At 39.5% G+C, this 14,077-nt stretch carries 9 protein-coding genes; 5 read left to right on the top strand and 4 right to left on the bottom strand.

Going from position 1 to position 14,077, the window contains the following annotated elements:
* Positions 1–10: 10 nt before the first annotated feature.
* Positions 11–562, bottom strand: coding sequence for a hypothetical protein (locus HWQ40_RS04255; RefSeq protein ID WP_292775152.1), 552 nt, complete (start codon positions 560–562; stop codon positions 11–13).
* Positions 563–1,347: 785 nt separating this feature from the next.
* Here HWQ40_RS04255 and HWQ40_RS04250 point away from each other — a divergent pair.
* Positions 1,348–3,933, top strand: coding sequence for an adenylate/guanylate cyclase domain-containing protein (locus HWQ40_RS04250; protein ID WP_292775151.1), 2,586 nt, complete (start codon positions 1,348–1,350; stop codon positions 3,931–3,933).
* Positions 3,934–4,417: 484 nt separating this feature from the next.
* Here the strand turns inward: HWQ40_RS04250 and HWQ40_RS04245 are convergent, their stop codons facing one another.
* From HWQ40_RS04245 to HWQ40_RS04235, 3 genes are all read right to left on the bottom strand, one after another.
* Positions 4,418–5,500 (bottom strand): response regulator, encoded by a 1,083-nt coding sequence (locus HWQ40_RS04245; protein ID WP_292775150.1) that lies wholly within the window; start codon positions 5,498–5,500, stop codon positions 4,418–4,420.
* 1,403 nt (positions 5,501–6,903) lie between these two features.
* Complete coding sequence (locus HWQ40_RS04240) at positions 6,904–7,395, bottom strand: hypothetical protein (RefSeq protein ID WP_292775149.1); 492 nt, start codon at positions 7,393–7,395, stop codon at positions 6,904–6,906.
* A gap of 501 nt (positions 7,396–7,896) precedes the next feature.
* Positions 7,897–8,094: a hypothetical protein gene (locus HWQ40_RS04235; RefSeq protein ID WP_292775148.1), complete on the bottom strand. Its 198-nt coding sequence runs from the start codon at positions 8,092–8,094 to the stop codon at positions 7,897–7,899.
* Positions 8,095–9,295: 1,201 nt separating this feature from the next.
* Here HWQ40_RS04235 and HWQ40_RS04230 point away from each other — a divergent pair.
* The 4 genes from HWQ40_RS04230 to HWQ40_RS04215 all read left to right on the top strand — a co-directional run bounded on the left by HWQ40_RS04230 (position 9,296) and on the right by HWQ40_RS04215 (position 14,026).
* The gene (locus HWQ40_RS04230; RefSeq protein WP_292775147.1) at positions 9,296–10,525 is read left to right on the top strand and encodes a sedoheptulose 7-phosphate cyclase; all 1,230 of its coding nucleotides are present in this window, start codon (positions 9,296–9,298) and stop codon (positions 10,523–10,525) included.
* A 4-nt stretch (positions 10,526–10,529) separates the two neighbouring features.
* Entirely contained in the window at positions 10,530–11,363 is an 834-nt protein-coding gene (locus tag HWQ40_RS04225) for a class I SAM-dependent methyltransferase (RefSeq protein ID WP_292775146.1), read from the top strand.
* A 59-nt stretch (positions 11,364–11,422) separates the two neighbouring features.
* A complete protein-coding gene (locus tag HWQ40_RS04220) occupies positions 11,423–12,826 on the top strand; it encodes an ATP-grasp domain-containing protein (RefSeq protein ID WP_292775145.1) in 1,404 nt (467 codons plus the stop codon).
* Between the two features lie 147 nt (positions 12,827–12,973).
* Entirely contained in the window at positions 12,974–14,026 is a 1,053-nt protein-coding gene (locus HWQ40_RS04215; protein ID WP_292775144.1) for a D-alanine--D-alanine ligase, read from the top strand.
* Positions 14,027–14,077: the final 51 nt, after the last annotated feature.

The following is a 14,077-nucleotide window of genomic DNA, read 5'->3' as shown; positions in this document are numbered from 1 at the left end:
TCCGCGCTTCCTAAATATTCTCGAATGGCTGGTACTTTATTTTTTCGCAAGTCCCTAACCTCAGAGAAAGCATGATATTACCGGGAATATTTATGCCGATCCCCTTACAATTTTGACAAAATTCTTTAACTTGAGGAACGGCTGTTAACCAAGTCCGTGCTTCTATACTTTTTTTTGTACCTATTTTCCAATCCTCATCTGGGTTTTTAACATATTTCCAACTCGCCATCAGATATTCAACTTTGCCCTTATTTTCTCTCCACTTTATTTGAGTATTAGTTTTTGACAATGACCAAAGATTTTTTACTACTTTATCTTCACTCGGTCTTTTTGCATCCTCAATCGCTGCATCTAACTGCCTTTTCAGAACCTTATAACTTTCTGGTTTATTTTTCTCCAGATACTCATTGACATTTGGATTGGTTTCTAATTGCGCTAATAAATCCTTTCTGAGGTTTGATGTCCTCTGTATAGGAATTTCTGTAGCCAGCAAACTAGAATATCCAACTGCCAAAAATGCACCTGTCAAGCCTAAAAATACTTGAGTCTTTAATTTTTTCATTAAAATAATCCTGTGGATTTCCAACAATAAGGTGAATGTTCCATCCCATGTAAATAATGGGTTAAACTCAAAGATTGAATCTGATTTTATATTTATTTTTGGCTGAGATAATATTGTGCTTAATATTTTTAATTAACTCTATCTGTATAAAAATAAATATTTATGAGCTAGTAGTCTGTCACAGGCATCACAACAGATTAATAGAACTCGTAGTCAGCAGGGGCTAATATTTTTTACTCAGCACTTTTTTCCGCTGACATATCTGCGACAGGAAGTGATCGCAGTTGAGCTAGAGAGATTTACGTATAATTACTTATAAATTCCAGCCATTTTCAGATAAATCGACTGACTATATCTTACGGATACAGCAATGCTCATTAGTCTGTCCCTGGAAAATATTACGAGGCAACACTCAATACGGTTCGCTTAAGGCAAGAGATGGCGATTTATCGGGTCTTTACGATCTAGGGCGTGTGATCAAAAAACCTTATCCGAACCGTATTAAGGCAACACTAACAATCTCTCACCTGCGAAAAACATTGTTTTCTCGTTTACATGAGGGGTCTAACCCTCTATTTATCATCTGTATTCACCAGTGGGAAGGGGTTTTGGTCAAGCCATGCTTGTTGGTAATCAACTTGAGCGTTTATTCACAGGATGACGCTAGCTAAACAAGCGATTAAACTATGGATAATGTCGAGCAATTGTTGCTTTTAACACCACTTACATAAATTTAATCTCATTGTTAAATCTAAAACCTCATCCTGTTAGATAAAATACCAGTTATGTCAGCGTATCAAGGAAGTTGTGGGGAGACCACCGATTTGATTATTGGTGTTCACAACCAAGAAAACCTCGAATTACCAGCAAATTCTGCTCCTGTGGGTGCTCTTGCCACAAGACAAGGAACTTTTTCTACGTTTCTTGCTCCCTTGACTCAGGATACTTTTAAACAGGTCGTTAAGGATGTCGAGCAAAAATTACAGATTGTTCATCAAACCCTATCAATGCTTGATTCTCATGGGTTTGAAACTATTCTGCAAGAAATGTTGCATTCGATTACCTTGAAAACCGGGGAATTACTGGGGGCAGACCGGACGACGATATTTTTATTGGATGAAGAAAAACAAGAACTTTGGTCAATTCTAGCTGAGGGTGAGGGCGGTCGTTCCTTAGAAATTCGCATCCCCGCTAATAAAGGTATTGGTGGTGAAGTTGCCACTTTTAAAGAAGTTATTAATATTCCCTTTGATTTTTATAACGATCCGCGATCGCATTTTGCCCAAGAACAAGAAAAGAGAACTGGCTATCGTACCTACACTATGTTAGCTTTGCCACTCTTAAATGAACATGGGCAATTAGTTGCAGTAGTGCAATTACTGAATAAATTAAAATCTAAAAATAATCATGATGCTCCACTTGCAGAGCGCATTGATACCATAGGTTTTAGCCGTGCTGACGAACAATTATTTCAAGAATTTGCCCCTTCGATTTGTCTGATTTTAGAATCCTCGCGCTCTTTTTATGTAGCCACCCAAAAACAAAGAGCAGTGGCGGCGCTGATGAAGGCAATCAAGTCCCTCTCGCAAAGCAGTCTTGACTTAGAAGACACCCTGAAGCGGGTGATGGATGAAGCCAAGGAACTGATGAATGCCGATCGCAGTACACTATGGTTAATAGACCGCGATCGCCATGAATTATGGACGAAAATTACTCAAGATGATGGTTCAACGAAAGAGTTACGAGTCCCTGTAGGTAAAGGCTTTGCTGGGATAGTAGCGGCTTCTGGCAAGAAGTTGAATATTGGCTTTGATTTGTACTACGATCCTGACTCAGAGACAGCCCAAAAACTAGACCAGCAAAATGGCTATCGCACCTGTAGCTTGCTTTGTATGCCAGTATTTAATGCCGATCAACAACTGATTGGCGTTACCCAACTCGTAAATAAAAAGAAATCTGGTGATTTTCCCCCTTATAATCCAGCTGATTGGCCGAAAGCTCCCGACTGCTTCCAAGCTAGCTTTGACCGCAACGATGAAGAGTTCATGGAAGCTTTTAATATTCAAGCGGGAGTAGCGCTGCAAAATGCCCAGTTGTTTGCCACAGTCAAGCAACAAGAACAAATGCAACGGGATATTCTGCGTAGTCTTTCTAATGGAGTGGTTTCCACTGATAAAACTGGGTTAATTATCGCCGCCAATGAAAGCGCCCAACGTTTACTAGGACTGGGAGTAGATGACCGCTTAGAAGGTAAATTAGTTAATGATGTCATTGGCATCAAAGAAGGCGACTTTAGCAAGTGGTATCAAGATGCTTTACATGCAGTTGACTTAAAAGGTCGCCAGCAATATTACCCCGATCGCACACTTGTAAGCACTGGTACAGAACAGCATAGTATTAATTTATCGATTAACACAATTGCTGATGCTAGCGACCAAGAGCAAGTCCGGGGGGCGCTGGTGGTGATGGAAGACATCAGTGATGAAAAGCGGCTCAAGAGTACGATGTACCGCTACATGACCCAGGAATTAGCCGAAGAATTGCTGAAATTAGATGACGCTAAACTCGGAGGCGATCGCAAGGAAGTTTCGATTTTATTTTCCGATATTCGCGGCTACACCACTTTGACAGAAAACTTGGAAGCAGAAGAAGTGGTGAGTATGCTCAATGAATATTTTGAATCAATGGTGGAGGCAGTCTTTAAACATAAAGGCACCCTTGACAAATATATCGGCGATGCCATCATGGCTGTATTTGGTTCTCCTCTACCATTAGAAGAACACGCTTGGATGGCAGTACAAACATCCTTAGAAATGCGCGATCGCCTACACGAATTTAATCAACGTCGCCATACAGATGATAAGCCCAGAATTAAAATCGGCATTGGCATCAATTCTGATACCGTGATTAGTGGGAATATTGGCTCTAGTAAACGGATGGAATTTACCGCCATTGGCGATGGCGTTAATCTTGGCTCTCGATTAGAAAGTGTCAGTAAACAGTATGGTTGCGATATTATTATTAGCCATAACACTTTTAAACCTTGCCAAGATCATATTTGGGCTAGGGAACTAGATTACATTCGTGTCAAGGGTAGAAACGAACCAGTAGCCATATACGAATTACTGGGTTTGCGTTCCAATCCGATTGAGAGCGAAAAATTGCAAGTGATTGAGCACTATCATAAAGGGCGTGAGTATTACCTCAAGCGGCAGTTTTCTCGTGCCAGAGCTGAGTTTGCTAATGTTTTGGCAGCAGACAGCCAAGACAAAGCTGCTATGTTGCATCTGTTGCGTTGTCAGCATTGGTTACAATCACCCCCAACAGAATCAGATTGGGATGAAGGAGTTTGGACATTTCAGGAAAAATAATTAGTCAAATGCCCCATTGACTTTTCGATTAGGGCTTGTAACTAATACCAATTTTAAAAAAGATGTACATTAACTGATTATTATTTGTCACTCTTAACAAATTGTGTATCATAACTAAAAACAGACACACTTAGATTCTTTTGATTACTTGTCTCAATCCTAATTTATCCTAATTTAGATGCTATTAATCTGCCTGTATAAGAGAATAATATCATGTCCGCTTGATTACTTATCAAACCCGAAGAACCCCACCCCGCCAAAGGTACGCTTTGTCTCCCCTCCCCGCTTGCGGGGAGGGGATTAAGGGGTGGGGTGCAATGACTGTGGGAATCATAACTAATTATGCAGACATGATATGACTAATTAATTTTAACTCACTCAGACAATCTTCTATAACTACAATGATAGTGAACCAGATAATATTCAACCTTAAATCTCTAAAATAATAGGCTGTTTAAATAGAGTGATTTTCTATCTTAGGAAATTAAACAATATGTTGAAAAATGACTTTTAGTAAATCTCCTTGTTTAAAAGGCTTAGTTAAATAGCCTGATGCTCTGACCATCTTAGCTTTAGCTCTATCTAGAAATCCTATTTTTTCTGACACCATAATCACAGGTGTATTTTTAAAATATGAGTGTTTACGCAGCAAAGAGCAGAGTTCATATCCATCTAAATTAGGCATTGATATATCCAACAAAATTATGTCGGGTTTTATACGGATAATCTGCATTAAAGCTTTTAAAGAATCAGTGACTCCGATAACAGAAAAGGTTTGCTCATCTAAATAACTTTTAATAGCATTCAATACCGTAGGACTGTCATCAATACACAAGATTGTGTAGATTTTTCTGTCAGCAGGCGGTTGAATGATTTGCTGACCCCTGTGTTCATTAGTATTAATAGAGTAGGCTGCTGGTTTATAGCCGTTTATTTTAGGCAACTTTGGTGTAGTTTTGGCTTTAGGTTGTAGCTCATTTATTTGGATAAATTGTGAGGTATGCGATTGATAACTTGGCGATATTTGACGATAAACCGCTTCATTTTGGGGTGTTAAACATCGTTCAACTAATAAACGAACATTTAGATGACAAAACTTTGGCATATCATCCAGAAAGCTCTCAGGAATAAATTCATAACTTCCCTCCTCTAAATTCAGAAATGACTCCAGAACTTCTAGCGCCAATTGCTCTATCAGCATTGCTGCTTGAGAGGAACTGATATATTTCTGATTGACTAACCAACAAATAGCCAGATAATCTGGGTTCGGTATTGCTTGATTTTCAATACCAGTTTCAAATATCGCCCGCAACTGGTCTTTGATTCCGTCAGGGAGAGTAGAAATTTGCTGACTCAAGCGTTGCAAATTTCTGTAAAGCGGCTCAAACATTTTCTCTGAGTAGCAGGCATAAATTAGTTTCCCCTCATCTACATATATTGACCAAGAGCCTGATGTACTAAACACCTGTAAACAACCAGTTACTGACTTACCAGTGATTTTTTTCAACAAAGTTAGGGGCTGGAGCTTTTGGAAAAATCTGTATCTACTAATCGGAAGTGTCTTCATTGGGATAGCTCTGGAATAAAATTAACATTTGCAGGCAAAATTAGTGAATTACCTTTTCAGAATTCACCGTGACTTTGTTGGAAGCACTGTCAGATAAATATAGCGGTAACAATGGAGTTAGTACAGAGATTCCATACCCCCAACTCTTAATTCACCAATCTCTGTTAAGCTATAATCCACGAGTTACAACTAAACCAATTTATGCTACTGACCAATAGCAAAATTGCCCGACTAGTTGCCAGGATATAGTATTTCAAAAATTAGATTGGTTTTCTGTATCTTTAGCTAATCTAGCCAATCTAACAGTAACTCAAGTGCCACACAAAGACCATTGGCTCTCGCCCATCAGTCACAAAAGTATCATTGTTATCCGTATTTTGCAGCCTAAAATTATAGATACTTTAGTTCTCTCGCAAAATTCTTTTTGCCCCTAATCCTAAAGTCTGGAGCGACCAAAATCTACTGTGATTTAGATGTAAATGGCTCTCTGTCAAGGCTTATAGGCATTAATTCCGTGCTGACGAACTATGTTTTTATAGCCGTTACGAAAGTCTTCGGGTACTTTTTCAAGAAGTTTATTCTTGAGGATAACTTCACAAGAGAAAAAGTATTATTAAAAACTAAGCATTCCAAAAGTTCAATATCTTACTTAAGTTTGTGGTTGTAGAGCAACTCTTAGTCTTGGGATTCGGCAAAATTATCACTTGCACAAGAGAATGGCAAACCTCCGGCCAAGGATGAGTTTGCTGATACTTGCCGCCATGATGGTATGTGGTGAGATGCACAGGCGACCAAATCAGCAGAAGGGAATCTCTTCATAAGTACTGGAAACGGGTTCTAATGTTGTGTGGGGCAAATAGTCACCCTGCACAAATTGGAGTGACAAATTCAAGAACTTACAGGGAAATCCTTGATTAGTAGTATATACCTGCAAAATAGCTATTTTCAGCTAGATGGTAGATAACAAGTAACATACTCACTAAACCTTAGATTACTATAATTTTCAAAAAAAGTTAGCAGAAATATATAAACTTCATGAGAAATCAGTAAAGTAAATATGAAAATTAATTGATATCATCTTCCAGAAAATTGTTATAAATATTTATTTGTTTAGATGTCCGGGAAAGCTGAAAATGTACAGTAAAAGATAATTATATGTCTGCTTATTGAATTACACTTATAAAAAACTGAATCATTTTATGGTAGCAATTTACCCGAAAAATCCCAAGTTTGAAAAATCACAAATATAAATACAAAATTGTACGCATAGGTGTACCCTGTCGTAAATATCGCATTCATTAACACATAAGATATATGTAGCGAAAAGACGCAAAAAACTTCTTTGCGTCTTTAGCGTGAGATTTAGAAGTGGAGATTCTCACCGTTATACTTTCTCCATCTACTTAAAATTGCTCCCGCCAGCACCAGCTTAAAAGTGTACCACCAGCTACCAGCTTAACTACTTCGAGTAGCCAATAACTACTGTGTAGTAAATTCATTGTCGATGGAATAGCAGCAGCAGCTTCAAATAGGTTGAGTTGAACTCCTATAGCGCACATCTGCGGAGTTAATAAATAGGTATCAAGGACAGCTATAGTTAGCAGCAGCAGAGATAAAACAATACTACCAATACTCAAGTGATATCGGGTTTTGCTCAAAGCTAGTGCGCCAGTCAGCACTACGGCAGCTGATAATAATTCCATCCGATTAAAGTTCCAAAAAATCGTATAGCCTGCTGTCGTAAAACCAGCTTGACTCATCATCCCAGAAAGATAAAGGCTAGGCATAATTACCCAGTCTAAAACTAGACTAGCACTGAGCCAAAAGCCCAAGGTCAATACGATCGCGGTTTGCCAAATTGGTCGTTTGAATTCAAGGTTAGAAATAGCAGTCATAAAATAATTGCGTGTGTTGTATTTCTTTAGTTTCTAACTTCACCAGCAATTTGACAACTAATATCAACTAACCTTTACAAAGCGATCACTCTGACATTCTGAAGTCAATACCAAGATTTTTTAAACTAAGTAAAGAAATCTTAAGATTTTATAAAAAGTAATTTAAATAGATTTTGTCTGTTAGAAATACTCAAGCATAACGCTTGAGCAACTCTTTAGAATCCATAACTCAATATGTTTGGGTTAAGAGTTATTGTGTAGATAATTGGTCTGTGGAAACGAGAAAATTTCTATTTATACGGTTTAGTAGAACCACTAACCGGAGAGCATTATATTTGGGAATTCTCTCATTTCATTACAGTCTGTTTCAATATTTTTTTAGAACAGTTTGCAACTACCACACTCACAGATTCTCCCCTTTGATAACTATCTAGCACAACAGTAAAGTTGTCAGTTTTTAACGCAGATATGATATAAAAACAGCGTGTGTTCCATGATGTCTTAGACTACGCCACTTGCGATCGCATATCGTGGCAATATTTTGCTATCTATGTGAATTAGTGTACTGTTGAGTTCATCCGGTAAATCGCGATATTTTACCCGTGAATCTGCCTGCAAAAGTGAAACATTGCATTTAGGTGCATCTAGAACCGAGAAAAGTAAAGGATTTCGGGCAACGCAACGCATAATTAAATTCACCAGATGTTTCTTAGATATAGCTGTTTAACATATCTTATTGTATAAAATATCTATCTTTAGATGTATTTTTTTGTAGATACCTGGTTATCCAGTACACTTCGCATGGTGGATTGACTTAAATATATTTACAGATGTTATGATTTGTATTAATATAATGTTATGATTTGTGTTGTACTTTTCAGTTAGCAACTAGTAAATTATTTGCTGTTTAAGCTGAAAAGACTTAATTTAGGGGTAGAAAAGCAATTTAAGCAAACTTAGAAACCTTTAACACACACAAACATTCCTTAAAAAAGTTAAACTTTTGTTACTAGGAACTCAGATATATTTAAATTCTGAATTTTCAGGAGTTGCTGATGTAAGTATACTAACTACTGATCATTAAAATTACTGAATGCAAGAGTATTATACTGATATTCTGAATAGAATGCAGTGAGTCATCTTTGCTTTTAGCCATTTTATGGTTTGAGACTAATGTAAAAAAACAGCAAGATAAGTATTAATCATGCCTGTAATATCAAATGTCAGCCTAGAGATAGACAATGAGAAACAATATGAGTAGTTTACTAAGATATGAGTCTTGCAAAGTATAACGATCGGAAAGTTGCTAGAGACAAACATATTGGAGTTAATAGAAATTCAGGTAAATTTCCTAAAAATCCACTGTTATTCTGAAGCAAATAGAATGTAGCGAGTTTAGTAATATAAGGTTTGAGACTAATGGTAAGAAACAGCGAACTAACGATTAATCAGGGTTCTAATCTCAAATTGAAGCTTGGAGATCAACGATACAATCAGTTATCTCGGCTAGAATTTTTGCGGAATCGTACAGTTGGAAAGCCACTATATTTAAATATAGTGGAATAAATCTGAATTCAGATGAATTTCCCAAATTTAAAGTCAACAATCTACAGAAGAAGCAGGCAAGTATTATGTCAATATATTGCTAATAGGGCTAGTTGACTTGTTTGAGGTTATGCCGAATTAAAGGTTAACCCATCTACAGAATTTACTCAAATGAATGGTGTTGTTTAAAAACATTGCCAGTCAGTAATAGGCGCTAGCTTTTTATTGAAAGCTAATTTCGTTTTGTCTTTTATCTAAAAAGTAAAAAGCATAGTTGGTTGCTGGCATACATTGGGGTAAATCGCAATTATTATCGAAATCTCACAATTTTGTAATTGGAATCAGGTCAACACACATGAATAAAGTTCAAGCATCATTTGAAGCTACAGAAGCTGCGTTTCACGTGCAAGGTTACGAAAAAATTGATTTTAGTCTTGTTTATGTGAACGGTGCATTTGATATTAAAAACAGAGAAATCGCAGATAGCTATGCAAAATTTGGTCGCTGTCTGACTGTAATTGATGCCAATGTCCATGAACTTTATGGCGAGCAGATCAGGTCATATTTTAGACACTATGACATTGATCTGACAGTATTTCCGATCATCATTACAGAGCCAGCTAAAACCCTGGCAACTTTTGAAAAAATTATTGACGCTTTTTCGGACTTTGGCTTAGTTCGTAAAGAACCAGTCTTAGTCGTAGGTGGTGGTCTAATTACTGATGTGGCTGGGTTTGCTTGCGCTTCTTACCGTCGCAAGAGCAACTACATTCGCATTCCTACCACGTTGATTGGTTTAATTGATGCAGGTGTAGCGATTAAGGTAGCAGTTAATCATCGTAAGGAAAAAAATCGCTTGGGAGCATATCATGCACCTCTGAAAGTGATCCTGGATTTCTCATTCTTGAAAACCTTGCCAACGGCTCAAGTTCGCAATGGGATGGCAGAGTTGGTGAAAATTGCTGTAGTGTCTAACTCTGAAGTCTTTGAACTGCTATACGAATATGGCGAAGAACTGCTTTCCACTCACTTTGGACACGTGAATGCGACACCGGAAATTAAAGAGATTGCCCATAAAGTCAACTACGAAGCAATCAAAACCATGTTGGAGTTAGAGACTCCTAACTTGCATGAACTAGACCTCGATCGCGTCATTGCCTACGGTCATACTTGGAGTCCTACCCTAGAATTAGCACCTCAGATACCCCTATATCATGGTCATGCGGTCAATATAGATATGGCTTTGTCTGCAACCATTGCAGCACAACGGGGCTATATCACCACAGGAGAGCGCGATCGCATCCTAGACTTGATGAGTCGTATCGGTTTATCACTCGATCATCCTCTATTAGATGGGGATTTGCTCTGGTATGCTACCCAATCTATAAGCTTGACACGAGATGGCAAACAACGCGCAGCCATGCCTCGTCCAATTGGTGAGTGCTTCTTTGCCAACGATCTGACTCGTGAAGAACTTGATGCTGCCTTAGCTGAACACAAACGTCTTTGTGCTAAATACCCTCGTGGCGGAAAAGGGGTTGACGCATACATTGAAAGTCAAGAAGCCAAGCTAGTAGGGGTCTGAAGATATGACCAGTGTTGTAGGACGAGAAACAGCTAGACCGATAACGCCACACAGCATCTTAGTAGCCCAGCTACAGCAAACCCTCAAATTGGCAGAAGAGAACAACATTCCCGTAGAGATATTAGATTCTTTACGGCAGGGAGTTCAATTAGCGGCGGGTTTAGATCCCTACTTGGATGATTACACCACCCCCGAATCGAGCGCATTAACAGCATTAGCCCAAAAAACTAGCATTGAAGACTGGAGCAAACGCTTCAGCGATGGCGAAACAGTGCGTCAACTAGAGCAGGAAATGCTTTCAGGACATCTGGAAGGACAGACATTGAAAATGTTTGTTCATATCACCAAGGCAAAGCGCATTCTAGAAGTAGGAATGTTCACAGGGTATTCAGCTTTGGCAATGGCAGAAGCATTACCAAGTGATGGGCAACTTATAGGTTGCGAAGTAGATCCTTATGTTGCTCAATTTGCTTTTCGTTGCTTTAGTGAGTCTCCCCACGGCGACAAAATCGTTGTAGAAGTAGCACCTGCCCTAGAGACACTCCACAAGCTAGCTGCGAGAAAAGAAGTATTCGATCTGATCTTCATTGATGCGGATAAAAAAGAGTATGTAGAGTACTTCCAGACCATTTTGGATAGTAACTTACTGACTGCCGACGGGTTAATTTGTGTGGATAACACTTTGTTGCAAGGACAAGTTTATCTACCACCCGAACAACGCACCGCCAACGGTGAAGCGATCGCTCAGTTCAACCGTGTTGTCGCCGCCGATCCTCGTGTCGAGCAAGTTCTGTTACCCATCCGAGATGGTATAACCTTAATTAGACGCGTAGTGTAATGAAGTTTGTAGAGACGTTGCAATGCAACGTCTCTACAATAAACACGAAGGAAAGACTTATGGCACAATCAATTTCTTTATCTCTGTCTCAATCGCCAACGTCATCAACAGGTGTTAGGGTAAAGCTAGTAGCTCTATTCAAGACTCTCGGTACTCTGACATTATTACTAATAGCCTTGCCGTTCAATGCTTTGATAGTGTTGATATCTTTCCTGTGGGGCATTGTGGATTGGGCTACGCCGTTTACGAAAAAAGCTGTCGTAGCTGCTCATCCTCAGACGATCTTGGTGAGTGGAGCCAAGATGACTAAAGCATTGCAACTTGCCCGCTCCTTTTATGCAGCAGGACACAGAGTTATTTTGATTGAAGGTCACAAATACTGGTTGTCTGGTCATAGATTCTCAAAGGCGGTGAGTCGTTTTTATACAGTTCCGGCTCCGCAATCAGATCCAGAAGCCTATATCCAGGCGCTAGTAGAAATCGTTAAAAAGGAAAAGGTTGACGTTTTTGTACCTGTATCCAGTCCTGTATCTAGCTACTATGAATCTTTAGCAAAGCCTGCATTATCAGAATACTGCGAAGTTTTCCACTTTGATCCAGATATAACCAAGATGTTGGATGATAAATTTGCCCTTACCGATCAGGCGCGATCGCTTGGTTTATCTGTCCCCAAATCTTTTAAAATCACAGATCCTCAACAAGTTATCAATTTCGATTTTAGTCAAGAAACCCGCAAATATATTCTTAAAAGTATTGATTACGACTCCGTTCGCCGTTTAAATTTAACCAAACTTCCCTGCGACACCCCAGAAGAGACAGCAGCCTTTGTCAACAGTTTACCCATCAGTCCAGAAAAACCTTGGATTATGCAAGAGTTTATTCCTGGTAAGGAGTTATGCACACATAGTACAGTGCGGGATGGGGAATTAAGATTACATTGCTGTTCAAACTCTTCTGCGTTTCAAATCAACTATGAAAACGTCGAAAATCCCCAAATCCGTGAATGGGTGCAACATTTCGTCAAGAGTTTGGCACTGACTGGGCAAGTTTCTTTCGACTTTATCCAAGCTGAAGACGGTACAGTTTACGCCATTGAATGCAATCCCCGTACCCATTCGGCAATTACAATGTTCTACAATCACCCCGGTGTTGCAGACGCCTATCTTGGTAAAACTCCTCTAGATGCACCTCTGGAACCCCTAACAAGTAGCAAGCCCACTTACTTCATATATCACGAAATCTGGCGACTAACTGGTATCCGTTCCTGGAAACAATTGCAAACATCGGTTAATACTCTAGTGCGAGGCACTGATGCCATTTACAGTCTTGATGACCCTATACCATTTTTGACTTTGCATCATTGGCAGATTCCCTTACTTTTGCTGAAGAATCTCCAACAACTCAAAGGATGGGTAAAAATAGACTTCAACATTGGCAAACTAGTGGAATTAGGTGGCGATTAAATAATTCGTAATTCGTAATTGAAGAAGAATTCAGCACATTAGAGCAAGCTCCTCGTAAGCGGGGAGGGGGTTGGGGGTGGGGTTCTTGTACCTCACTCAACCGAGAACCGCTATATAAATTCTAACAATATATAAGGAAGATAAATCATGCCAGTACTTCGTATCCTTCATTTAGTTGGGTCTGCATACAATGATTTTTACTGTGATTTGTCACGCCTTTACGCCCAAGACTGTCTCGCAGCAACAGTAGAGCGCTCGCACTATGACTTTCAGATTGCATACATCACACCCGATGGCCAGTGGCGATTTCCTGCTTCCCTCAGCCCTGAAGATATTGCTGACACCAAACCGATGACTCTGTCTGATGCCATACAGTTTCTAGCAGCACAAAACATTGACATCATGTTACCACAAATGTTTTGTATCCCTGGAATGACTGAATACCGCGCTTTATTCGACTTGCTGAAGATCCCTTACATCGGCAATACTCCAGATATCATGGCAATAACGGCGCACAAAGCCAGAACCAAAGCAATTGTTGAAGCAGCAGGGGTAAAAGTGCCTCGTGGAGAACTGCTTCGCCAAGGAGACGTTCCGACAATTACACCTCCAGCGATCGTTAAACCCGTAAGTTCCGATAACTCTTTAGGGATGGCCTTAGTCAAAGAAGCTACTGATTATGACGCTGCTTTGAAGCAAGCATTTGAATATGCTTCGGAGGTGATCGTAGAAGAATTCATCGAACTCGGTCGAGAAGTCAGATGCGGTATCATTGTCAAAGACGGGGAACTAGTGGGTTTACCCCTTGAAGAGTATCTGTTAGACCCCCACTCCAAACCCATCCGCAGCCATGCTGATAAACTCCAACAAACAGACGATGGCAACTTGAGTTTTGCTGCTAAAGATAATAAGAAGTCTTGGATCGTAGACCCTAACGACCCGATCACCCAAAAGGTTCAGCAAGTAGCTAAGAAGTGTCATCAGGCTTTGGGTTGTCGTCACTACAGTTTATTTGACTTCCGCATCGACCCAAAGGGAGAACCTTGGTTCTTAGAAGCCGGGTTGTATTGTTCTTTTGCGCCCAAAAGTGTGATTTCCTCTATGGCGAAAGCAGCAGGAATCCCTTTAAATGAGTTATTAACGACGGCTATTAATGAAACTTTGGGCAGTAATCAAAAAGTGTTGCAAAATTGCTCGTGATTTTCTCGGCAGAGGTTTTTCTGCTTGTAGTCGGTAGGAGAGTGATCGCTA

Origin of the sequence: Nostoc sp. NMS9, from assembly GCF_017114995.1 — a bacterium.
In the GTDB taxonomy this organism is placed as follows: domain Bacteria; phylum Cyanobacteriota; class Cyanobacteriia; order Cyanobacteriales; family Nostocaceae; genus Nostoc.
This window is presented reverse-complemented; position numbering and strand designations above follow the sequence as displayed.